This window comes from Corallococcus terminator, assembly GCF_049194865.1.
Taxonomy (GTDB): domain Bacteria; phylum Myxococcota; class Myxococcia; order Myxococcales; family Myxococcaceae; genus Myxococcus; species Myxococcus terminator_A.
Genome location: NZ_JBLZWL010000117.1, coordinates 17,948 through 41,196, shown reverse-complemented (window position 1 = coordinate 41,196; position 23,249 = coordinate 17,948). Strand labels below are relative to the sequence as shown.

Sequence of the window (23,249 nt, the reverse complement as noted above, 5' to 3'; positions counted from 1 at the left end):
TCCCGGCGTCCCGCCCCTCGGGGGTGCCTATCCGCGCATCAGGTGCTCCAGCACCGCGCCTGCGCGCACCACCTCCGCGGGCACGGTGGCCAGGTCATCCAGGCTGAGGATGCCCAGGGGCCGGCGGGCCTCGTCCACGACGACGAGCCGCCGCACCATCTTGTCCTCCATGAGCTGCTCGGCGGCGCTCAGTGACGCGCCCGGCTCGCAGGTGATGAGCGCGGTCGTCATGACCTCGCGCACCCGCGTCTCGTTGGGGTCCTGTCCCAGGGCCGTGGAGCGGACGGTGATGTCCCGGTCCGTCAACATGCCCACCAGCTGCCCCTTCTCGGTGACGGGCAGCGAGCCGATGTTGCACGTGCGCATCCTCAGGGCCGCGACGCGCAGCGACTCGTCGGCCTCGATGGTCTCCACATTCTTCGTCATCAGCTCGTCAATCCGCATGGCGTCCTCCGCTGATGGGGTGAACGATGGGCTACAGCCTAACGTGGCGTCAGCGGGGACATCCTGCTCGCCCCGCCCCTGGGCCCGGAGGAGGGGCGGACGAGCGGACAGGGGGCACCATTCCGGGTTGGCCAGCAGGCGCGACGATTGGGCAGGATGAGCATCCAAGAGAAACCCCGGGCGTGGACCCGGGCAAAAGGAGCGTGATGGCATGGTCGACAAGCTCACCCTCAGCGATGCCCAGTGGCGCGAGCGCCTGACCCCGGAGGAGTACGACGTCCTGCGCAAGCACGGCACGGAGCGCGCGGGGACGGGGTGTTTCCTGGGAACCAAGACGCCGGGCACCTACGTGTGCGCCGGCTGTGGCAATCCCCTCTTCAAGTCGGGGACGAAGTTCGAGTCCGGCACGGGCTGGCCCTCCTTCACCCAGCCGGTGAGCGCGGACTCGGTGGCGGAGATCAGCGACCGCTCCTACGGCATGGTGCGCACCGAGGTGCGCTGCGCCCGCTGTGATGGCCACCTGGGCCACGTCTTCCCGGATGGACCACCGCCCACCGGGCAGCGCTACTGCATGAACTCGGCGGCGATGAAGCACGTGGAAGAAGGCCAGCCGCTGGAGCTGGTCCGCGCGTAGGCGGCACGTGTTGCCCCGGCCTCGGCTGAGTCTCCGAGGTCGGGGCACCGCCCGCGTCGCTCAGCCCAGCCAGGCGCGAGCGTTGCGGAACATCCGCATCCACGGGCCGTCGTCGCCGGTCCACTCCCGGGGCCGCCACGAGTGCTGCACGGTGCGGTGGACGCGCTCGGGATGCGGCATCGTCACGGTGAAGCGGCCATCCCGCGTCGTCACCCCGGCGATGCCATGGGGCGAGCCGTTGGGGTTGGCGGGGTACGTCGCCGCCACCTGGCCCCGGTTGTCCACCCAGCGCGTGGTGATGTAGCCCTGCGCGTTGACGCGCGCGGCCTCGGCGACGTCGGAGAACTCCGCGCGGCCCTCACCGTGCGCCACGGCGATGAGCATCCGGCTGCCCTCCATGCCCTGGTAGAAGAGCGAAGGCGTGCGGGCAATCTCCACCGTCCCCAGGCGCGCCTCGTACTGCTCGGAGGCGTTGCGCACGAAGCGCGGGAAGTGCTCCGCGCCCGGGATGATGTCCTTCAAGCCGGACATCATCTGGCAGCCGTTGCAGATGCCCAGGCCAAAGCTGTCGGAGCGCGCGAAGAAGCCCGCGAACTCATCGCGTGCGCGCGGGTTGAAGAGGATGGACTTCGCCCAGCCTCCGCCCGCGCCCAGCACGTCTCCGTAGGAGAAGCCGCCGCAGGCCAGCACGCCGTGGAAGTCCTTCAGCGACACGCGCCCGGCGAGGATGTCGCTCATGTGCACGTCCACCGCCAGGAAGCCCGCGCGGGTGAAGGCCGCCGCCATCTCCTGCTGGCTGTTGACGCCCTGCTCGCGCAGCACCGCCACGCGAGGACGGGCGCCCTTCGCCACGAACGGCGCGGCGACGTCCAGCCTCACGTCGAACGTCAGCTTCGGCGAGAGGCCCGGGTCCGCCGCGTCGCACTTGGCCGCGTACTCCTGCTCCGCGCACACGGGGTTGTCGCGGCGCTTCTGCAGCTCGTGGCTCACGCGGGACCAGATGCGCCTCAGGTCCATGGTGCCCTCGGAGAGCAGCGCCTGCGCGCCATGGCGCACGCGGACCTCCAGCGCGGCCGTCGGCCGCCCCAGCTCGTGGCAGGACGTCGCGAGGCCGTGCTGCCCCAACACCTCACGCACTCGAGCCACGTCCGCCGAGCGCACCTGCACCACCGCGCCCAGCTCCTCGTTGAAGAGGGCCGCCGTCGGGTCTCCGCCCAGGGCCGCGACGTCCACGTCCACGCCGCAGTGGCCCGCGAAGGCCATCTCGCACAGCGTGGCCCACAAGCCGCCGTCGGAGCGGTCGTGGTAGGCCAGGAACCGGCCCTCCGCGTTGAGTGACTGCATCGCCGCGAAGAAGCCGCTCAGGAGCGCCGGGTCCTCCACGTCGGGGACCTCGGGGCCCACCTGCGAGTGCGTCTGCGCGACGATGGAGCCGCCCAGCCGCTGCTTCCCCTTCGCCAGGTCGATGAAGAGCAGCCGCGTGTCCTGCTCCAGCTCCACCAACTGCGGCGTGAGCGACTGGCGCACGTCCAGCACCGGGGCGAAGGCGGAGATGATGAGCGACACCGGCGACGTCACGGCCTTGCGCGCGCCGCCCTCCTCCCAGACGGTGCGCATGGACATGGAGTCCTTGCCCACGGGGATGGTGAGGCCCAGCGCCGGGCACAGCTCCATGCCCACCGCGTGCACGGCGGCGTAGAGCTGTGCGTCCTCGCCAGGGCTGCCGGCCGCCGCCATCCAGTTCGCGGAGAGCTTCACGTCGGACAGCTTGTCGATGCGCGCCGAGGCGATGTTGGTGAGCGCCTCGCCCACCGCCATCCGCGCGGAGGCCGCCGCGTCCACCACCGCCAGCGGCGTGCGCTCGCCCATGGACATCGCCTCGCCCGTGGTGCTCGTCACCGTGGACAGCGTCACCGCGCAGTCGGCCACCGCCACCTGCCACGGTCCCACCATCTGGTCTCTCGCCACCTGGCCCGACACCGAGCGGTCGCCGATGGTGATGAGGAAGGACTTGTCCGCCACCGTGGGGTGGCTCAGCACGCGCTCGGCCAGCACCTTGACGTCACTGGACAGCACCAGCGGCGCGTGGGTCAGCGGACGCGACGTCGCGTCGCGGTGCATGCGCGGCGCCTTGCCGAACAACACGTCCATCGGCAGGTCGATGGGCGGCGTGCCCAGGCGCGCGTCGGACAGCTTGAGCACCTGGGCCTCGGTCGCATCTCCCAGCACGGAGAAGGGCGCGCGCTCGCGCTCGCAGAAAGCGGCGAAGCGCGGCAGGTCCTCCGGTGCCACGCCCAACACGTAGCGCTCCTGGGCCTCGTTGCACCAGATCTCCAGCGGAGACATGCCCGGCTCCGCGTTGGGCACCGCGCGCAGCTCCAGCCGGCCACCCAGCTCGTTGTCGTGCGCCAGCTCCGGCAGCGCGTTGGACAGGCCGCCCGCGCCCACGTCGTGGATGGAGCGGATGGGGCTCTTCTCGCCGAGCGCGCAGCACTGGTCGATGACCTGCTGGCAGCGCCGCTCCATCTCCGCGTTGTCGCGCTGCACGGAGGCGAAGTCGAGGTCCGCCGCGCTCGTGCCCTGCGCCATGGAGGACGCCGCGCCGCCACCCAGGCCGATGAGCATGGAGGGGCCGCCCAGGACGATGAGCTTGTCTCCCGGCCGCAGCTTGCCCTTCTGCACGTGCGGCGCGCGGATGTTGCCGAGCCCGCCGGCGATCATGATGGGCTTGTGGTAGCCGCGCACCTCCACGCCCTCGGGCGTGGCGACCTGCGACTCGTAGCTGCGGAAGTAGCCGCACAGGTTGGGACGGCCGAACTCGTTGTTGAAGGCGGCCCCGCCCAGCGGACCCTCAATCATGATGTCCAGCGCGGAGACGATGCGGTCCGGCTTGCCGTAGGGCTGCTCCCAGGGCTGCTCGTAGCCAGGGATGCGCAGGTGGCTGACGGTGAAGCCCGTCAGGCCCGCCTTGGGCTTCGCGCCGCGTCCGGTGGCGCCCTCGTCGCGAATCTCTCCGCCCGCGCCAGTGGCCGCGCCGGGGTACGGCGAAATCGCCGTCGGGTGATTGTGCGTCTCCACCTTCACCATGATGTGAGACGGCTCGCGCACCGTCCCCCACTCGCCCGTGTCCGCGTCCGGGAAGAAGCGGTCCACCTCGAAGCCCGCGATGACGGCCGCGTTGTCCTTGTAGGCGGAGAGCACGCCCTCCTTGTGCTGGGCGTAGGTGTTCTTGATGGCCTGGAAGAGCGAGCGCTCCTTCGGCTTGCCATCCACCGTCCAGCTCGCGTTGAAGATCTTGTGTCGGCAGTGCTCGCTGTTGGCCTGCGCGAACATCATCAACTCGACGTCGGTGGGGTTGCGCTTCAGCTCCAGGAAGCGCGCCACCAGGTAGTCGATTTCGTCCTCCGCCAGCGCCAGGCCCAGCATGCGATTCGCCGTCACCAGCGCCGCGCGTCCACCGCCCAGGATGTCCACGGTGGTGAGGGGACGGGGCGCGTGCTCGGAGAAGAGGACGGCGGCGTCCTCCATGCGCTTGAGCACCGCCTGCGTCATCCGGTCATGCAGCACCGGCGCGAGGCGCTCCACCTGAGCGGGCTCCAGCGCGCGGCCCTCGGGGCCGGCCACGTAGTACGCGAGGCCGCGCTCCAGGCGCTTGAGCTTCGCCCCCAGGCCGCAGTTCTGGACGATGTCCGTCGCCTTCGAGGACCAGGGGGAGATGGTTCCCGGACGAGGCACCACGAGCAGCAGGCTGCCCGCCCGCTCTCCCGAGGGCACCTTGGGGCCGTACTCCAGGAGGCGACCGAGCATCGCCTGCTCGTCCTCGGAGAGGGCGCTCGGGGCGTCGAGGAAGTGCACGTGCTCCGCGTAGACGGACGACACGCCGGGCACCTGCTCGCGGCACTGCGCGAGCAGCTTGGCGAGCCGGAATTCAGAGAGGACAGGAGCGCCGCGCAGGAAGTGCATGCTGGACATGGGGAGTAGGTGTGGCCCTGGGTAACAGCCGGGGCGTCCTTATCACCGTGCGTCGCGTGGGCGAGGACAGACTTCGCCGCGGCCCGCTCGCTGTCCAGGCGGACAGGGGCCACGGTGGGAGCCGCTCACACGTCAGAGCTTGCGCGGCGCTCGTGACAGGCGGGGAAACTCGGCAACCCCACGGAGGGCTCCGCACGGCGCGCGAACGCCCCCGGGAACGACGGCCCGGGGTGCGTCCAGCGTGCGGGGAGTCATCCCCCGTGCACGCCATCAACGAAGGGCGCTACCCGTCCTTGCCAGAAGCCGAGGGGACCGGAGTCGCGGCGGGCTTCTCCTCCGGGGCCTGGGCCTTGCGCCACAGCGCCAGCAGCTCCGCCTCACGCTCGGCGGGCAGTCCCGCGCGTGGCTTCTTCCGGCGCTCCTCGGGCAGCCCCTTGAAGTACGCCAGCGTGTCGCGCACGGTGACGTCCACGGGGCGGAACTTCAGCCCGGCCTTCACCGCCTTCGCGTTGCTACGCAGGTGCGTGCCCAGGCTGGTGCCCGTGGGCGGCATGTAGATGGGGAGGCGGACATCGCCTGTCTCGCCGTGCTTCTCCAGGAACTCCGCCGGCACCCACGTCACCTTCGTGTCCCGTCCCGTCACCTGCCGGCACGTGTCCAGCATCGCGCCCATCGACCACGGCTCCGCGGGGCCCACCGCGTTGAAGACGCCGTTCACCTGGCCCTCGATGAGCAACACCAGCCACTCGGCCAGGTCTCGCACGTCGATGATCTGCAGCGGGTCCTTGGCCGTCCCGGGCGCGAGCATCTCCCCACCCTGGTCGAAGCGCACCGGCCAGTACGTGAAGCGGTCCGAGCGGTCATCCGGCCCGACGATGTAACCGGGACGGATGTTGGCCACGCGCCCCGGCAGCGCGGCCTCGGCCGCCTCCTCGCACGCGCGCTTGAGGCCTCCGTAGAACTCGAAGTCCTTGCCCATCGTCTCCACGGCGGGGTCCGCCAGCGTCGCAGTGGGGCCGCTCTCGTCCTCGCGAGGCGTCTTGTCGCTGGCGTACGCGGACACGCTGGAGATGAAGACATACTGCTTCACGTTCGGCGCCAGCAGCGCGGCCGAGGCGCGGACCATGCGCGGGTAGTAGCCGGACGTGTCCACGACGGCGTCCCACTTCTTGCCCTTCAGCGCCTTGAGTCCCTCGTCCTTGTCCGGGTCTCTGTCCCCGCGCAGCTTCTCCACGTCGGGGAAGAGCTCGGGGCGCGTCTTGCCCCGGTTGAAGAGCGTCAGTGAATGGCCCCGCGCTCGCGCGGCCTCCACCACGGCGGGGCCCAGGAACCCCGTGCCGCCCAGGATGAGGATGCGCTTCTTCACGCCCTTCTTCGGCGCGGCCATCACCTCGGGTCCGAGCGCGAGCAGCGACGCACCCGTAGCGGTGTACTGCAGGAACTTCCTTCGCGAAGTCTTCATGACAACGGCTCCAGGGGCCGTGGTGCACTCGGGGGGGACGCGCGCGAGAACGCGGCGTCTGGCGTTTCATTCCCGAGACAACCCGCTGCTCAGCGGTCACCCAGCGCGACACCGAAGCCGAGTGTCCACGCGAACCCATGGGTCCACTCCTGGGTGAACGGGTGCACTCCCTGGTAGCGCAGCTCGGTGCTCGCGATGAAGGGCCCACCGAGCAGGGCACTCGCGCGCAGTCCCACCGGGACGCCGAAGCGAGTCCCCTCCTCCCGCGAGAACAACCCCACGCCCAGCGAGGCCCGCACATCCACGCCCACCGCATAGGCGGGACGCCACGCCCACAGCGGCGGCGACAGCACCGCCAGGCTCCACCCACCCGCTGGCAGCGGCCTGTTCCCCAGCCCCAGGCCCCGCGTCCACTCCACCGACAGGCGCAGCGCATGGGGCAAGGGCAGCCCCGCACGCAGCCCGGCGACGGGCGTCGCGCCTCGCGAGTCCCGGGCCATTCCTCCCAGCGCCTGGAGCGACAGCTCCGGTGACGGGATGAAACCTCGCGCCGTGGAAGGAGGTGCGTCGGGCGCCGAGAGGGCCTCGAAGCGCGAGCCCGCCCACGTCAGGAAGGCCTGCGTATATGCCACCGCGGCGGCGGCCCGCTCCGCCATGAAGGCGTCATACGTCTCGGGCGACACGCGGTGCGCGCCGTCCTTCCAGCGAGGCTCGGCCTGACCGAAGGCATTGCCCACGCTTCCGTAGACGCCGAAGGAGCCAGGACGCCGCGCATCCGGCTCCGCCCAGAACGTGCTCCACGGAAGCTCGACGCCGTCCTCCGCGCGCAGGAACTGGGAGCGCACCACCTCCAGCGTCTCGCGCGCGAGCGCATGCTGCGCCGCGGGCCCCGGCAGCGGCTCGACCTCCCGCGAAGGCAGCCGCGTCAGCACGTCGCGCAGGCCCCACCGCTCGAAGCCATCCGCGAAGCTGTGATTCACCGGCACGACATGCGGCGGCGAGGCCACGTCCTGGATGTGGTGCGCCAGGTGCCCGGCCCTGTCCCACGCCCGCCCCAGGTCTCCCCCGCGCGCGGCGTCGAGGGCCTCCTCCCACAGCATCTTCACCCGCGCGTCGGAGCCCGCGCGCAAGGAGGAGTCCAGCGAGCCCTCCGGCCGGTAGAAGTGGTGCCACCCCGTCCACTTCACGTGGAGGTTGAGGTCCTCCGCGGTGGCGCCGTGCAGCACCGCGTCCCGGTGCGCGGCCAGGGAGCTCGGGCCTCCCGCCACCAGGGTCCGCTCGAGCGCGGCCTCGGTCAGCGCGTGGTGGTCCTTCACCCAGAAGGCGCTCGCGTCCGACGGAGCGGCCACGGACAGCAAGGCGGCGGCGAGCGCGAGGCGCGGCGGGGTCGGCATCGTGAGCAGCCTCAACCGGCGAGGACGCCCGTTGCTTCCAGGAGTCCTCGCGGCGGGCGCGACGTCACGTCTCAGGCGGCCTCCGCCCGGGGAGGCTCGTCGAGCGTCGCCAGGTGGGCGCGGGCGATGTGCAGGTTGTCATTGTCCAGCGGATGGAAGGAGGGCCGCAGGTACTCCTTGAGGCCTCGCCAGAGCACGCGCACCAGCACCGGGTCCTTCTTGTGGGCGCTGCGCAGCTCCCGCCACATCCCCCTCCAACCCAACCCGGGCTCCTGGCGCAGCAGCGTCACGGTGGCCGCGAACCACAGGCCGTACAGCGCGATGATGCCCGCGAACATCCCCGTCACCCGCAGCGCGTAGCCGGGCGCCACCTTCCGCAGCACGTCGAAGGCCACGGCCTTGTGCTCAATCTCCTCGGCGGCGTGCCACTCGATGAGCTGGCGCATGGCCGGGTGGCCATCCGCGAACACGCCGAGCGTCAGCGTGTTCTCCCCCATGATGGCCGTGTAGTGCTCCAGCGCGGCGGTGATGGCCAGCCGCACGGACGGCGGGAAGTACTTGTCGATGTAACCCCAGACGATGCGCTGGTAGGCGCGCATGAAGCCGGTGATGACATACCCCTGGGACTCCAGCAGCTCGATGTAGTCCTGGTGCTCCCGCGCGTGTTGGCCTTCCTGGGCGAAGAACGCCTTCACCTGCGCGCGCAACACCGGCGCGTCATCCAGGTCATGAAGGTAGTGATTGACGCTGCGGACGAAGAAACGCTCACCCTGGGGGAAGAGCATGTTGAGCCCGTTCCACAGGTGCGTGGAACCCAGCCCGTTGTGATGCCACACCCGGGGGAACGTGGCGTCGAAGTGAAACTTCAGGTGCGGTCGCGGGACGATTCTGCGGGGGTCGGGGGGATTGACCATGAGTGGGGGGAACTCGCTTTCGCCGGAGGGGACGGCGGGTCAGGGGGAACAGGAAACCGGGGAGCGGAGCGATACCTCGCGCTGGAGCTCCGTGCGAAAAGCCGTGAGTCGCTCGCGGGAGGTGAAGGGGCCGCTGCCAGCGATAGCGCCAAAGAAGCGCTTGCGCACGCCCTTGCGCGTCGCGCACAGCACCTCCGTCACGCAGAGCGCCACGCCGCCCCCCACGGCGGGCAACGGCCGCATGGTGTTGAAGTAGAGGGGGAGGTGCCGCTCCAGGGCCGCCTCGTCCTCCACCTCGATGGTGATCTTCGACAAGAGCGCATTGCCACACAACGCCGTGGCCACCTGTCTCAATCCCGGCGTGAAGGCGAAGCCATGGGTGGTGAGCGACGGCATCCACCAGGGCAGCGCGGGCGAATACAAGGTGGAGAAGACATCCTCCAGCACCCCACCCTCCCCCCGCGTGCGCGCCAGCAGCGCGGAGACCTGCTCGGGCGTCACCGGCCCCTGGCTCGTCCGCGAGGGAATCACCGCGATGCGGATGCGCCGCCAGGGCCTCGCCACGGACGAGGGCGCATCCGGCAACACGGGCACCAGCATGGTGGGGTTGTCACCGCGCAGCAGGCCCGCGCCGGAGCGCTCCAGCGCCAGCAGCGAGGCGCACGCGAGGTTTCGGAAGTCCAGCCGCTCCGGAAGCTCCACGTGCAACAGCGGCGTGGGCTCCTCCGCCCCCGTGAGCCACTCGTCGGTGGCCGGGCCGCCCCGCCGGGGCATGGCGGCGGCGATGGCGCGCGACACCTCCATCATCGCGGTGCCATCCATCACCAGATGGTCGAACGCCAGCTCCAGCGAGCCCGTCCCCGGGTCCACCCGGGCCCCCATCCAGGTGCTCGTCGTCAACAGATGCGAGGTCCAGGCGCTGCGCCCCCGCCCCGCCGCGTCCACCACCACCTGGGGGTGCAGCCCGGCCCGGCGCGCCTCGGAGAGCGTGCACGGCGCGGACGCGGCCAGCAGCCCCGCCACCGCCGCCGGGTTCAGGTGCGAGTCCTCCAGGGGCAGCCGCGCGATGCGAAACCCGCCGCCCTCGTGGGTGACGGCCACGATGAGCACGCTGTCATCGGAGACGCGCTGTCGGGCGTCCAGCCCCTCGCGGCCCAGCCCCGCCAACCAGACATCCGTGGGCTGGTTGTAGCGGCGGCCCCGCGTGTCACGGTGCCATCGGGCCACCTGGGCGAGCAGCGCGGGCCCCCAGGCCCCCGCCGCCGTGTCGACGCCCAGGGGCTGCACCGTCAACATGATGCGGCGCGAGCGAGGCTCGGTGGAGAGGAAGCGCTCCCACGTCGTCAGCTCCCGCACCACGCCCGAGGCCCGGCTCGCCGGGAAGGTGCGCTGCCAGCCATCACAAAAGCCCACCAAGGCGGAGAGCGACTGGCGCGCCACCGGCAGGAAGTGGGGAAACTTGTGCGCCATCGAATCCCGCACGCGAGACAGCACGTCCTCGCCACGGCGCACAGCGAAGGAAGGAAAGGAAACAGAGCCGTCCATGGCACGTGTCCCGCGCAAGCCCACCGGTGAGGTGACCCACAGCATTGGCCGTGCAGTGTACCGGACACTTCTCCGTCGCGGTGACGCTGTTGTGCCCTTCCAGACGCAGGCCCCACGCACTCATACGGGTGGTGAACGACTCACGCTCCCATCCACACCCACCTGTCGCCCAGGTGCACCGTGAATCACCGCACCGAGTCGTAGGATCACGCACGCGGAGCGAGAGTCTCCCCCGGTGAGGATGGCTGGACAGCAGACTTCCACTCCCAGCGGCCCTACCTCCTGGAGCGTGCCCGGTCAGCAGCCGGCGAGGCACGGCGCCACCGGGACTTCCCGCCGCTCCGGACAAGGCCCCGCCCGCTGGAGCCCTTCAGCGCCCGTGTCCAGGTGCTCGCGTCGCGACGCATGCCGACGTGCGGTTTCCACGCAGTCCTTCGCGTGACAAGGCTTCAACCCTTGCAAGATTGCGCCACGTGGTCCCAATTCGTGGCGCCGTAATGACAACCAGCGCGCGCCATCGCCGTGACGTGACTGCCATCACCCGGGGCGAGCACGCTTTCATTGATACGCATGCGTCACGAAACGACGGGTGATTCAACAAGACCCCTCGGGAACCCCCAAACAAAATCAAACCAGATTTCACCGACAGAATAACCTTTCAAGACAAAGTCGATTTGACCTGACCCGCACTGGCAGTCTGGCCCGCAATCGGTAGGATGGAACTGTCCAAGTTCAATCATCGCCCTTGGACGCATGAGGGGGAGTCCAGCCACACAGCACACGGAACGGCCCACGGTACCCACGCTTCTTCGGTGGGGAACCTGGACGCCGGTATGCGTTCGCGAGCCCTCGGCTCGTGGGCACGGGAAGAGTGCGCCCTCCAGTCATCACGCCACGCAAAGGAATGCAACTCATGAAGAAGTTCCTGTCTGCTACCGCCGCGGCCGCGCTGTCGCTCACCGCGACGCAGGCCCTCGCCGCGCCGATGTCCCCGTCCGCCAAGCCCATGGCGCAGCACTTCACGCCCACCGTGCAGGATGCCTTCACGCTGATGGGCGACACGGACAACAACAACCTCGTCTATTACGTCCCGCGCCGCGGCGGCATCGCCGTCCAGTCGCCCGCGTCGGCCCAACCCATCCCCCGCTTCCAGATCTCCGGCTTCACCCCCATCTACGGATGGTTCGCGGGCCTGGAGCTGGCGAACCTGGGTGGCTCGTTCTCCACCACCAGCGACCTGGGCGCGCTCAACCGGCTGTCCACCGAGGCCGCCGCGAAGGGCTTCCAGATCGCCCCGGCGCCCGCCGCCCGCTCCACCACCCAGTTCCTGCTCTCCGGCTTCGCGCCGGTCAACGGCCGCGTGGAGATCGACTGCGAGTTTGAAATCCTCGTCGTCAACGGCCGCGAGGTGAAGGTCCCCAACTGCTTCACGCACCTGGACCCGACCGCGCCGTACAACCTCGACACGAACGTGATGTACAAGTTCAACACGCTGCCCACCCTGGGTGGCAGCGTCGTGGCGCAGGACATCGCGTTCCAGGCCACCACCCTGCCGACGTGGAGCAACCAGCTCCGCGCCCTGATGGCCACGGGCGCCCAGTGGGACAGCATCATGACGGCGCAGGTGGACTGGGACATCAAGACCCACAACCTGACCCGCCAGGCGCGCTTCACGGTGAACTGGCGCTCGCTGTTCGAGCAGGCCAGCGCCTTCGCGGCCTTCCACCTGAGCTCCTGCGTGGACATCGAAGTTCGCGCCTTCTTCCAGCGCCTGGTCACCTGTTCCTCCGAGAACGCCTGCGGCATCCGCATCGAGTACCTCGGCGCCAACGGCGTCTGGGGCCCCACGGCGCCCAACGACGCCAACTTCATCAACGTCGTGAACGCCGTCCAGGCCCGCCTCCAGGACGAGCTGTTCAACGAGGTCCGCCGCTACACGACGCCGGTGAACGGCCAGGTCTCCAACCAGACCAACTCCATCTTCACCATGCGCGCCAACTACGAGAAGCTCATCCTGGAGCGCAACGAGGTCACCTACATCCAGTACAACCCGGGCCCCACCGACTTCCAGGTCAAGACCAACCTGAACGTCACGTGCCTCATGGACGGCTTCGAGCTGGGCCGCGTCAACTGGAACATGAATGACGCGGGCTGCAGGGCGCTGCTGGGCCAGCCGTAATCCCACCTCGCTTTGATTTCAGGGCGGAGGCCATCTTCTGGATGGCTTCCGCCCTTCCTTTCCTTTCTCGAACCAGGCCCTCTCTCCATGCGATTGCTCTCGCTCTGCCTCGCCGTCGTGTCATGTCTCGCCGCTGTTCCCGCCCAGGCCCAGTCAGACACGCCGCCTCTCGACTATGCGCGCACCATCCGCGAGTCTGAGATGGTATTCGTTCCCTACATGGGGATGAATCGCGGTCCCGTCTTCTATACCCAGTACCAGCAGGTCCCGACCGACTCCGCCGCCTCCGTGGCTGGCATGAGGCGGTTCTTCGTCAACCTGTACCCCACGGCCCACCAGCAGGACCTGTACAACGGCTTCATCTCCCGCCACGGCATCACCGACGCGCGGCTGCTCCCGCTTCCCTCGGCCGGCTCGTGCCAGCCCTCGGCGGGAATCGCGGACCTGCTGCGCACCATGCCGACCAACTACCGGCCGACCGTCGTCGGCGGCAACTATCCGTTCGTCTGCGGCCTCAGCGTCTACGTCTTCCCCGCGGAGGAGGCGGCGGTGCGTGCCTATATCGCCGCGAACTCCGTCATCACCCTGCGCGCCTCGGTGCCGCTGTGCGCGACGAACAGCCCCCTGCTGAACGTCCCCGCCATCAACCAGCGGCTGGTGACGGACGGCGTGCTCCAGACGGCGCCCAACCTGGGCCTCCAGGGCAACAGCTGGGACGTGCTCTTCGAGTCGGCCAAGCTCGCGCAGCTCAGCCCCTCCTTGTTCGTCTCGTCCGACCCGCAGGTCGGCTGGGAGACGTACATCAAGTCCTTCACGCTGAACCTGACGGCGCAGACCGCGACGATGTCTCCCGCCGCGGCCAGCAACTCCGCCGCCATCTGCACGCCCACGCCGCTGGTCATCAACTTCGGCTGAGCCGGCCCGCGTCGCGAAGACGAACCCTCACACATCAGCAGCCGGGGGCGACCATGGCGACGGCCATGACGCTCCCGGCTCGGGAGTTTCATCAGATGAAGCCAAGGGTCTGGGTCCTGGCGGGACTCGTGGGATGGACGGCCTGTGCCTGCTCGGGCGAAGACCCGGACGAGCCAGGCCAGACACCGGAGCAGCGCAAAAAGCAGGTCCAGGAGTGCATCGTCACCCGCGTGCCACCTCCGGCCGGCTCCACCGAGGCGGGGTGGTCGGTGTCGGGGTATGCCCTGGTGAGCGCCTATCGGGCCTGTCAGGCGAAGCAGGAGGACGCGACGTCCGAAGACTTCCGCCACGTGCTCCAGGGCCTCGCCGAACCCGAGGAGGACCCCTCGCGCGTGAGACTCACCCCGCCTGGCGGGAGCACGCCGTGAGGTGGCTCGCCTTCCTCGTCCTCGTGCTGGGGGGCCTCGCCTCCGCCAAGGGCGTCGTGGCCCAGGAGTGCACCGGCTGCCACACGCCCAAGCGAACCGAACCCCAGACGCGCTTCGCCAACGGCCTGGGCCGGTGGACGGACAGCCAGTGCTATGGCTGCCACGCCGAAATCAACGACGTCGCGGTGAAGCGACAGAAGCGCGAGCCGGACCCGCGCTACTTCGCCATCCCCGTGCGCGAGGACAAGCTGGCGCACCTGGCCAAGAAGCCGCTGGCCTACATGAACGCCCCGGAAGTTTTCGAGCATCCGGGACAGAAGACTCCCCGCATCTCCGCGCGCGGGCTGGCCGCCTTCCTCAAGCGCCCCAGCACCCTCTCCCACCACGAGGGCAGCCGCGCGCCCCGGATGATGGCCTATCCCAACCTCCAGTCGGGCGACTTGAAGGACGTGGCCGCGCTCCTGTCGGTGCGGCTGCCCGCGCGCGCGGCCCCCGCCGCGAAGCTGACCCCCGCCGAGCGCAGGGACGCCGACGGGCTCTGGAAGGCGCGCTGCGCCAGCTGTCACGCGGGAGAAAGGCCCCTCTCCGGACGGGACGCGGTGTCGCTGGGGCTCTACACGCCCGAGTGGACGTATGAGTACTCCCGCGAGCAGATGCCCTACGCGCGCGAGGACCGGCGGATGCCGGAGGTGCCCCTGTCGCTGGACGAGGCGAAGCTCCTGCACCGCCTGTTCGACGAGCTGCGCGTGGAGAAGGAGCGCGAGCTGGACGCGCGCGTGACGAAGCTCGCGCTGAAGGACGCCGCCCTGCCCGGCGCGGTGCCTCCCGCGATGCTCGCCTATCTCTGGGGCCCCTTCTTCCGGGACGCCACCTGCGTGCACTGCCACGCGACGAGCCCTCGGGCGGCCAGCGCCTTCACCGCGGACGCGGAGGGCTTGAAGAAGTACCTCACGAAGAAGTCCGGCGAGGAGTACTGGCGCAGGCTGGAGACGCGCGCGCTGGAGGCCGAGCACGGCCTGGTCGCCGCGAAGCCCGGCATGCCCATGGCGGGCCTGGAGCTGCCCGTGGAGCTGCGACGGCTCATCGCCCGGTGGGTGATGGACGGCTGCGAGGATGCCGAAGGCAAGGCCTGGTGCCGTCGCTGACGGCTCACACCCAAGGGGGATGTCCATGAGCCGGAATGTGTCTCACCTGTCGTCGAGGATTGGCTGGACGTGGGCGCTCTTCGTCGGCCTCTGGCTTTGGACGGGCTGCGGCGGCCAGGGCCCTGCCTCCGAGGACAAGGCCCTGCGACAGGCGCTCGCGGGCCGCGCCTCCGCCACCCGGTTGTCGATGGGCCAGTACCACTCCGTGGGCGTCCACTCGGACGGCTCGGTGTGGGCCTGGGGCTACAACCGGCAGGGCCAGCTGGGCAATGGCCTCTTCACCGACAGCCCCACGCCGGTGAAGGTGAGGAACCTGGAGGACGCGGTGGCGGTGGCCTCGGGTGACTACCACTCGATGGCGCTGCGCTCGGATGGCACCGTCTGGTCCTGGGGGGACAACTACTCGGGGCAGCTCGGCAACGGCACCGTGCTGGCCAGCAACGAGCCGGTGCGCGTCCAGAACCTGTTTGGCGTGCTCTCGGTGGGCTCGGGCTTCTCCCACTCGGTGGCGCTGCGCTCGGACGGCACCGTGTGGGCCTGGGGCGACAACCGCTCCAAGCAGCTCGGCACGCTCGCGGCCACCAGCAGCACCCTGCCCGTCCAGGTGCCGGGCCTCAGCGGCGTCATCGCGGTGGCGGCGGGCGGCAACACCTCGCTGGCGCTGCGCGCGGACGGCACCGTGTGGGCCTGGGGCGACAACCGCAGCGGCCAGCTTGGCGACGGCACGACGACGACGCGCGGCACGCCCGCGCAGGTGCAGTCGCTGGCGGGCGTGGTGACCCTCTCCGCGGGCGCGTCCCACTGCGTGGCGCTGCGCTCGAATGGCACCGCGTGGACGTGGGGGCTCAACTCCACGGGCCAGCTGGGCGACGGGACGAAGATCAACCGGCCTTACCCGGTGCAGGCGGTGCTGACGGACGTGCTGGCCGCAGTCGCCGGCAACTACCACTCGCTGGCGGTGCGCTCGGACGGCGCGGTGTGGGCCTGGGGCGACAACCGCTATCGCCAGCTCGGCAACGGCACGCTGACGAGCAGCGCGCTGCCGATTCAAGCGGGCCTCAGCGGCGGCGTCACGCTGGTGGCGGGCTTCAAGCACTCGCTGACGCTGCGCGCGGACGGCACCGTGTGGGCCTGGGGTGACAACGCCTTCGGCCAGCTGGGTGACGGTACGTTCCAGCCGCGCATGTCGCCGGTGCGCGTGGGCAATATGACGCTGGGCAACCCCGGGGTGGCGTCCGGCCAGTTGCACTCCGTCTACCTGGACGCGGCGGGGAACCTGTGGAGCTGGGGTGACAACGAGGACGGCCAGCTGGGCAACGGCCTGGGCGCGGACCGGCTCGTGCCCGCGCGCACGGGGCTGACGTCCAGCGTGGCCGTGGCCGCCGGACACCGCCACACCGTCGTCCTGAAGGGCGACACCACCGTGTGGTCCTGGGGCGTCAACACGCGGGGCGAGGTGGGGGATGGCTCCAACACCAACCGCACCCAGCCCGTGGCGGTGTCGGGCCTGGCTGGCATCTCCGCCATCTCCGCGGGGGCCTACCACTCGCTCGCACTGCACCACGACGGCACGGTGTGGGCCTGGGGCTTCAACCGCTACGGGCAGCTGGGTGACGGGACGACGGTGGACCGCAACCAGCCCGTGCAGGTGACGGGCCTGGCGGGGGTGACGGCGATTGCCGCGGGGCACAGCCACTCGCTGGCGCTGCGCTCCGACGGCACGGTGTGGGCGTGGGGCTACAACTTCGATGGCCAGATTGGCAGCGGGACGAACTCCTGGCACATCCTGCCGGTGCAGGTGGTGGGGCTGTCGGCGATGACGGCCATCACCGCCGGGGGCTACCACTCCATGGCGCTGCGCTCGGACGGCTCGGTGTGGTCCTGGGGCTACAACGGCTCGGGACAGCTGGGCAACAACTCCACGCTGAGCCAGAACGCGCCGGTGCTCGTGTCGAACCTGAGCGGCATCGTCTCCATCACCGCCGGGGACTACCACTCGCTGGCGCTGCGCTCGGACGGCACGGTGCGCGCGTGGGGCTTCAACTTCGACGGACAGATTGGGGATGGCTTCCTGGAGAACCGCCACGTGCCGGTGATGGTCGCGGGCATGACGAACGTCGTGGCCGTCATCGCCGGAGACCACCACTCCATGGCCTTGCGCTCGGATGGCACGACGTGGGCCTGGGGCGCCAACGCGGAAGGCCAGCTCGGCGACGGCACGCGCGACGACAGCGTCATCCCCGTGAAGGTGGAGCTGTTCTGATGCAACTCGACAAGGAGACACCCATGTTCGCTCGTACCCTGAATCGCTGGGCCCCCCGTGCTGTCGCGGGCGCCGCCCTCGCGCTCGCCCTGCTGTCCGGCACCGCCGCCCACGCCTTCACCGAAGAGCACGTCATCATCCTGATTGACCGCAGCGGCTCCATGAAGACGACGCGCGCCAACGGGCAGACGCGCTTCGCGGATGCGCTCGTGCGTGGCCGCGACTTCGTGAACATGACGAACCCGCTCCCGCGCCTGTTCGCCATCTGGACGTTCGAGGGCGGCAGCTACCGCCGCGAGCAGGGCTTCGAGGACGCCCCGACGACGGTGGCGAGCCTGGGCCGGTTGAGCCCCGGTGTGGGCGCGACGCCCCTGGCGCTCGCCGTCTGTGATGCCGCCGACGAGCTGCTCCAGTTCGGCCCCGGCATCGACGCCCGCAAGGTCGTCCGCCTCATCTCCGACGGCGAGGAGAACAGCACGCCGGAGACCACGCTCTGCTTCGGCCCTCCGAGCGCCACGCGCTTCCCCACCCTGGAGGAGGGCTCGTGGGAGTGGAAGGTCCGCAACATGCTCAAGACGGGCGACCCGCTGCGCGACAGCCCCAACCCCTTCCAGCTCATCCTCGACGCGGATGTCTTCTTCAACCACGTCACGCTGGCGGCACCCGAGCCCTTCTTCATCTCGTTCGTCCAGGGAGTCGCCAAGGCGTCGGGAGGCCGCTACACGCCCATTGACGACGTGCGCCCGCTCCCCATCCCCGGCGACGCGGATGGGAACGGCTGCGTCGACTCCGTGGACTACCGCCTCATGCTCGCCAACTACGGGCTGAGCGTTCCCCCGGCCAACCCGGCGGCGGACTTCAACGGGGACCGCGTCGTCGACTTCACGGACTACGCCATCGTCCTCGGCAACCTGGGCCGGGGCTGCAACGCGGTGCTTCCGCCCCTGCTGCCCGTACACGAAGTCCGCGAGTAGTCGTCAACGGGACTGGCCTCCGGAGGTCGGCTCCGGGGAGAATGCGCGTCCGCCGGCCTGGGTAGGCCGGCGACACTCGGGGGGCACGAGCGCATGAGCCAGGAGCGCGTCATCTTCGGCAACACGGTGGACAGCCTCTACCTGAAGACGCTCGACAGGGACCTGTCCTACGAGCTGCGCAACCAACTGCGCGCGCTGGGCATGGACCTGGACGCCCCCCTCCAGGCCGCCTATCCCCACACCGTCTGGGTGAGCTGCCTGGACGAGGTGGGCCGCGCGCTCTACCCGGAGAAGCCCCTGGAAGAAGCCCGGCGGCGGCTCGCCCGGCGGATGATTGAGGGCTACGCGCAGACCGTCATGGGCTCGGCGGTGCTCACGCTGGCGCGCGTGCTGGGCCCCATGCGCTCGCTGGGCCGCATGACGCACAACTTCCGCAGCGGCAACAACTTCACGCAGACGCGGGTCACGGTGGTGAACCCCACCACCGCGGAGCTGTGGTTCAACGAGCCGGAGGTCACCGAGGGCTTCGTCGAGGGCGTGCTGGAAGAGGGCCTGCACCGCATCGGTGTCCGGGGCCTCACCATTTCCCGCACCCGTCACGACGCGGAGTCCTGTACCTATCGCATCGAGTGGTACGACCCCTCCGCGCGCTGACCCCACCTCAGAGAGCCCCCGAGCCCCATGACCCGCCTCCTCGACAGCCTGCCCGAGCTCTACCGCGACGTCCTCCCGGACTTCTTCCGCCAGGACGTCGTCCCCGAGGAGACCAAGGCCACATGCTCCAAGTGCGCCATGTGCAAGGAGAACGCGGAGGGCGCCGTCGACTCCGTGGACGGCGTCAGCCGCTTCTTCCGTCCCGACACCAAGTGCTGCACGTACTTCCCGCGCCTGCCCAACTACCTCGTCGGCGCGCTGCTGTCGGATGACCGCCCGGAGCTGGCCGAGGGGCGCCGGCGCATGGAGGCGCGCATCGCCGGCCGCATCGGCGTGACGCCGCAGTGGGTGAAGCCTCCGGCGAAGTTCAACTTCCTCTACAAGAACGGGCACCAGTTCTTCGGCCGGGCCGCGTCGCTGCGCTGCCCCTACTACGGCGAGGAGAGCGGCGGCTGCACCATCTGGCCGTACCGCGAGGCCGTCTGCTCCACCTTCTTCTGCAAGTACGTCGCGGGCGCCGACGGCCGCAAGTTCTGGATGTCCCTCAAGACGTACCTGACGCTGACGGAGATCCAGCTGTCGCGCTGGACGTCGCTCCAGCTGCTGCCCGACTACGTCCTGTCCGGCAAGGACCGCCCCGAGCTGAACCCCGTGCCGCTGGGCGTGGAGGACCTGGACGACGCGCCGCCTCCCGCGAAGGCCTACGCCGAGCTCTGGAAGGAGCACGTGGGCCGCGAGGTGGAGTACTTCCGCGCCTGCTACCAGCTGGTGCGCGGGCTGACGGCGGAGGGGCTCGACAAGCTGCTCGGCCTGGACGGCATCATCGAGCTGAAGGCGGTGGAGAAGCTGCTCGCGACGTCCACCTCACCCAAGCTGCCGGCCACGCTGCGCTTCAACCCGGACGCCACCGTGCAGTGGCTGCCCGACGGCGGCGTGGCCCTGGGTGCGTACAGCGACTTCGACGCGATTGCCCTGCCCGGAGAGGCCTACGGCCTGCTCGTGGAGTTCACCGGCCGGCAGCCCGTGGAGGCCGTGCGCCACCACCTGCGCGAGCACAAGCAGGCGGACCTGTCCGAGGACATCCTCGCGGAGTTGTACCGGCACCGCATCCTCGTGGAGGCCTGAGGGCCCCGCCTACGGAGGACCGGACAGCGCGCCCAGCTCCTGGAGGAGCCGGCTGGAGGCATGCGCGTCGCGCCAGGCGGGCACCGACGCGGAGAGGTGCTCAGCCAGCCACGCGCAGAAGCCGGGGTCACCCGCGCCCAGCCACTCGGCGGACTCGGACAGCTCCGCCTGCGTGGCCTCCCAGGCGCGACGGTACGCGCTCGCCGCGGCCATCACCTGCGTCACCGAGTGGGTGAAGGCGTCCAGCGCGGCCCGCAGCTCCAGCGCGGCGGAGGGCTCCATGCCCCGCGACTCGCGCAGGCGCCCCAGGTGCAGGAGCAACCCCTGCTCCAGCGCGGCCGTCGTCCCCAGCCGCGCCTGCGCGCCACGCAGCAGCAGCTGCAGGTCTCCGTTCAGCTCGCGCAGCAGCTCCTCCGTGGAGCGCGCCACCGGGCGCCCCAGTCGGGTGCAGACGGCCTGCCACAGGTTGCTGAACGCGAGCAGCTCGCTGACGCCCCGGCGCACGTGCGGAGGAATGCGGTCCAGGAACTCCAGCGCGGCGCCGCGCGCCTCGGCGGACAGCACCCCGGCGCCCTTGGCCAGCTGCAGCAGCTTCCACGCCCAGGGGAGGGCCTGCTCGGTGCAGCGGAAGAGCGCCTCACAGCTCGCGCTCAGCGCGCCCGCATGGCTGCTTTCCTTCAACGCGGAGGGAGCCTGGGACATCTTCTCGCGCTCCGGTTCTCCTGGCTCGGACACCACGGCCCGCTCGTCACCGCGCCGCGCATCACCGGAGACCTCGTCGCGTTCCGAAGAGCTGTCGTCCAGCCACATTCATCTCCTCCAGCCTCGTCGGCGGACCCCCGGTTATCGCACGCCGCACCCTCAACCTCCAGGCCCCATCCGTCCGCCGTGAAACCCCCGACGTCCGGACCCCTCCCTGGCGTTCTATTTACGCCTCGCCATTCACGCCGCGCTCATTCCCGGAGTTTGAGAGTCCCAACACGAGCGGCCCGGAGCCACGACGCGCGCGGCCCGGGCCCCGGGAGCTTCCCACCTGTCACGTCACCTCAGTGGAGGGTGTGCTTCAGGTGGCTGAGCTTCTTGTGGGTGCTCTTCTGCGCGGGCAGCAGCTCCATGCGCACGAAGCGCCGCAGGTCGCCGTTGACCTTGTCAGCGTCGCGCTCATAGTCGCGCAGGCCGTGGTCCTCGCCTTCCTCCAGCGCGGAGATGGCGGCCTTCTCGCCCAGCACGTCCGCGCCCGCTTGGACGATCTTGGAGAAGGCGCCCCAGACCCCGGAGCCCTCCGCCGGTTTGCCTTCGAGCTTGAGGATGCGTTCGCGCAGCTTCTCCACGCGACCCTCATGGTCCAGCCGACACTCCTCCAGCGTGCGCCGTCTCACGTCATCTTCGATGTGCCCAATCGCCTGCCGGTAGGTCTCCACCGCTGAAATCTCGCCCCGGAGGAAAGAATTGAGCGTCTCGACGTCCTTGTCGGTTTGCGCCATGAAGGCCTCCTGGAAGTGGTGAACGGGTTGCTGAGCAAGAAGGTGCGACGTCCCCGCCCACCCGCAACGAGGGCTCCCTCCCCCGCCACCTCCCTTGGGACACACCCACCGTCCGTGTTTCAGCAGGTATCAGCGCGACTGTCCGGGTAGTCTGTTTGCAAGAATGCGTCAGGGCTGTGAAGCTGATCTGGGAGTGCCCCAGTTCCTGTGCCGTGCCCCTGGCCAGTGGGAAGCTCGCCAGCCAACCCAGCTCGCACCTTCACGACGAATGACCGCCCCGTCGCCTGCTTCGCCGTCGCGCCCGCTTTTCACCTTCGGCCTCGTGTGGCTGGGGCAGTTCATCTCCCTGTTCGGTTCGGGGCTGACGTCGTTCGCGCTGGGCGCGCACGTCTACCAGCTCACCGGCTCCACGACGCGCTTCGTGCTCATCTCCTTCTGCGCGACGCTGCCCTTGGCGGTGCTGTCGCCGTTCGCCGGCGTGCTGGTGGACCGGTGGGACCGCAGGAAGGCGATGTTGTGGAGCGACGTGGGCTCCGGCGTCACCACCGCGCTCATCTGGCTGCTCCTGGTGGCGGACGACACGGGACGGCTGGAGTTCAAGGCCTGGTACCTGTACCCCATCGTCCTGTTGGGGGGCTGTTGCACGGCGTTTCGCTGGCCGGCATGGACGGCCACGACGCCGCTGCTCATCCCCAAGCGGCACCTGGGGCGGGCCAGCGGCATGGCGGAGCTGGGCGCGGCGCTCAGCCAGATTGCGTCGCCGGTCTTCGCCGGGGTGCTGGTGGGCAGCATCGGCCTGCACGGCGTGCTCTTCATCGACGTCATCAGCTTCCTGTTCGCCGCGGGCGTGCTGGTGGCCGTGCGCTTCCCGCCGACGCCGGGCGCCTCCGCGCGGAGCACGGGGCCGCGCTCCATGCGCAAGGAGCTGGCGGAGGGGTGGCGCTTCCTGAGGGAGCGGCGGGGCCTGTCGTACATCCTGGCCTTCACCACCTTCACCAACGCGAGCCTCGCGCTGGTGCTGCTGCTCTTCACGCCGTTGGTGCTGGCCTTCACGGACCTGAAGAACCTGGGTGTCATCGGCTCCATCTCCGGCATGGGCATGCTGGCCGGAGGCATCCTCACCAGCGCGTGGGGAGGCCCCAAGCGGCGCATCCTCGGCATCGCGGGCTTCCCGGCCATCGCCTCGCTGATGCTGCTGCTGGCCGCGCTGCCGCCCAGCGTGCCGTTGCTCGCCACGGCGGCGGCGCTGTTCCTGTTCTCCATGCCGCTCACCACGGCCAACGCCCAGGTCCTCTGGCAGCTCAAGGTGCCGCTGGAAATCCAGGGCCGGGTGTCCGCGCTGCGCAAGACGGTGGGGCAGTCCGCGGTGTTGCTCGTCACGCTGGTGGCGGGTCCGCTGGCGGACCGGGTCTTCGAGCCGTGGATGGCGCCAGGCGGCGCGTTCGCCGGCAGCGTGGGCCGCGTGCTGGGCACGGGCACCGGGCGCGGCATCGCCTTTCTCTTCGTCGTCCTGGGGCTCACGGTGCTGGGCGCCGTCTGTCTCCTTCTGCTGTCTCCTCGCGCGCGGCGCGTCCAGGAAGAGCATCCGGACGTGATTCCCTCCCATCCGCTCGCCATCCCTCTTTCCTCAGAACCGCCCCCGGCAGGCGCCGTGTCCGGGAGTCCGCTCCCGGCGACGGGAAACTCCCCGTCCTGAACACGCAGCGCCCCGGCCCCG

At 70.0% G+C, this 23,249-nt stretch carries 18 protein-coding genes; 10 read left to right on the top strand and 8 right to left on the bottom strand.

Annotation, left to right across the window (positions count from 1 at the left end):
- Nucleotides 1–27: 27 nt before the first annotated feature.
- Entirely contained in the window at nucleotides 28–444 is a 417-nt protein-coding gene (locus ACN469_RS35725; RefSeq protein WP_498775513.1) for a CBS domain-containing protein, read from the bottom strand.
- 211 nt (nucleotides 445–655) lie between these two features.
- Here ACN469_RS35725 and msrB point away from each other — a divergent pair, with 211 nt between their 5' ends.
- Nucleotides 656–1,078: a peptide-methionine (R)-S-oxide reductase MsrB gene (gene msrB, locus ACN469_RS35720; RefSeq protein ID WP_498775511.1), complete on the top strand. Its 423-nt coding sequence runs from the start codon at nucleotides 656–658 to the stop codon at nucleotides 1,076–1,078.
- A 60-nt stretch (nucleotides 1,079–1,138) separates the two neighbouring features.
- Here the strand turns inward: msrB and purL are convergent, their stop codons facing one another.
- The 5 genes from purL to ACN469_RS35695 form a co-directional block, all read right to left on the bottom strand.
- Nucleotides 1,139–5,050 carry a phosphoribosylformylglycinamidine synthase gene (gene purL, locus ACN469_RS35715; RefSeq protein WP_498775509.1) on the bottom strand — a complete coding sequence of 1,304 codons (3,912 nt, stop codon included), beginning with the start codon at nucleotides 5,048–5,050 and terminating at the stop codon, nucleotides 1,139–1,141.
- A 283-nt stretch (nucleotides 5,051–5,333) separates the two neighbouring features.
- Nucleotides 5,334–6,512, bottom strand: a complete 1,179-nt coding sequence (locus ACN469_RS35710) for an NAD-dependent epimerase/dehydratase family protein (protein WP_498775507.1) — start codon at nucleotides 6,510–6,512, stop codon at nucleotides 5,334–5,336.
- An 89-nt stretch (nucleotides 6,513–6,601) separates the two neighbouring features.
- Nucleotides 6,602–7,906: a phospholipase C/P1 nuclease family protein gene (locus ACN469_RS35705; RefSeq protein WP_498775505.1), complete on the bottom strand. Its 1,305-nt coding sequence runs from the start codon at nucleotides 7,904–7,906 to the stop codon at nucleotides 6,602–6,604.
- A 71-nt stretch (nucleotides 7,907–7,977) separates the two neighbouring features.
- Nucleotides 7,978–8,820: a metal-dependent hydrolase gene (locus ACN469_RS35700; RefSeq protein WP_498775503.1), complete on the bottom strand. Its 843-nt coding sequence runs from the start codon at nucleotides 8,818–8,820 to the stop codon at nucleotides 7,978–7,980.
- 39 nt (nucleotides 8,821–8,859) lie between these two features.
- Nucleotides 8,860–10,365, bottom strand: coding sequence for a hypothetical protein (locus tag ACN469_RS35695; protein ID WP_498775501.1), 1,506 nt, complete (start codon nucleotides 10,363–10,365; stop codon nucleotides 8,860–8,862).
- A gap of 913 nt (nucleotides 10,366–11,278) precedes the next feature.
- Here ACN469_RS35695 and ACN469_RS35690 point away from each other — a divergent pair.
- The 8 genes from ACN469_RS35690 to ACN469_RS35655 all read left to right on the top strand — a co-directional run bounded on the left by ACN469_RS35690 (nucleotide 11,279) and on the right by ACN469_RS35655 (nucleotide 20,048).
- A complete protein-coding gene (locus tag ACN469_RS35690) occupies nucleotides 11,279–12,544 on the top strand; it encodes a hypothetical protein (protein ID WP_498775499.1) in 1,266 nt (421 codons plus the stop codon).
- A gap of 87 nt (nucleotides 12,545–12,631) precedes the next feature.
- A complete protein-coding gene (locus tag ACN469_RS35685; protein ID WP_498775497.1) occupies nucleotides 12,632–13,459 on the top strand; it encodes a hypothetical protein in 828 nt (275 codons plus the stop codon).
- A 95-nt stretch (nucleotides 13,460–13,554) separates the two neighbouring features.
- Nucleotides 13,555–13,887, top strand: a complete 333-nt coding sequence (locus tag ACN469_RS35680; RefSeq protein ID WP_498775495.1) for a hypothetical protein — start codon at nucleotides 13,555–13,557, stop codon at nucleotides 13,885–13,887.
- Nucleotides 13,884–15,032 (top strand): hypothetical protein, encoded by a 1,149-nt coding sequence (locus ACN469_RS35675; protein ID WP_498775493.1) that lies wholly within the window; start codon nucleotides 13,884–13,886, stop codon nucleotides 15,030–15,032. The genes ACN469_RS35680 and ACN469_RS35675 overlap by 4 nt, the downstream gene beginning before the upstream one ends.
- Nucleotides 15,033–15,057: 25 nt before the next feature.
- Nucleotides 15,058–17,295, top strand: a complete 2,238-nt coding sequence (locus ACN469_RS35670; RefSeq protein WP_498775491.1) for an RCC1 domain-containing protein — start codon at nucleotides 15,058–15,060, stop codon at nucleotides 17,293–17,295.
- Nucleotides 17,296–17,318: 23 nt separating this feature from the next.
- On the top strand, nucleotides 17,319–18,269 hold the full coding sequence (locus tag ACN469_RS35665) for a VWA domain-containing protein (protein ID WP_498775489.1): 951 nt from the start codon (nucleotides 17,319–17,321) through the stop codon (nucleotides 18,267–18,269).
- A gap of 93 nt (nucleotides 18,270–18,362) precedes the next feature.
- Entirely contained in the window at nucleotides 18,363–18,923 is a 561-nt protein-coding gene (locus tag ACN469_RS35660; protein WP_498775487.1) for a DUF2378 family protein, read from the top strand.
- Between the two features lie 27 nt (nucleotides 18,924–18,950).
- A complete protein-coding gene (locus tag ACN469_RS35655; protein WP_498775485.1) occupies nucleotides 18,951–20,048 on the top strand; it encodes a hypothetical protein in 1,098 nt (365 codons plus the stop codon).
- Between the two features lie 9 nt (nucleotides 20,049–20,057).
- Here ACN469_RS35655 and ACN469_RS35650 read toward each other — a convergent pair whose 3' ends face one another.
- Together ACN469_RS35650 and ACN469_RS35645 are read right to left on the bottom strand one after the other, a co-directional pair.
- Nucleotides 20,058–20,858 (bottom strand): hypothetical protein, encoded by an 801-nt coding sequence (locus tag ACN469_RS35650; RefSeq protein ID WP_498775483.1) that lies wholly within the window; start codon nucleotides 20,856–20,858, stop codon nucleotides 20,058–20,060.
- A gap of 236 nt (nucleotides 20,859–21,094) precedes the next feature.
- Nucleotides 21,095–21,532: a DUF2383 domain-containing protein gene (locus ACN469_RS35645; protein ID WP_498775481.1), complete on the bottom strand. Its 438-nt coding sequence runs from the start codon at nucleotides 21,530–21,532 to the stop codon at nucleotides 21,095–21,097.
- A 268-nt stretch (nucleotides 21,533–21,800) separates the two neighbouring features.
- On the opposite strand from ACN469_RS35645, the gene ACN469_RS35640 reads away from it, so the two are divergent.
- Nucleotides 21,801–23,228, top strand: coding sequence for an MFS transporter (locus tag ACN469_RS35640; RefSeq protein ID WP_498775479.1), 1,428 nt, complete (start codon nucleotides 21,801–21,803; stop codon nucleotides 23,226–23,228).
- Nucleotides 23,229–23,249 lie beyond the last annotated feature (21 nt).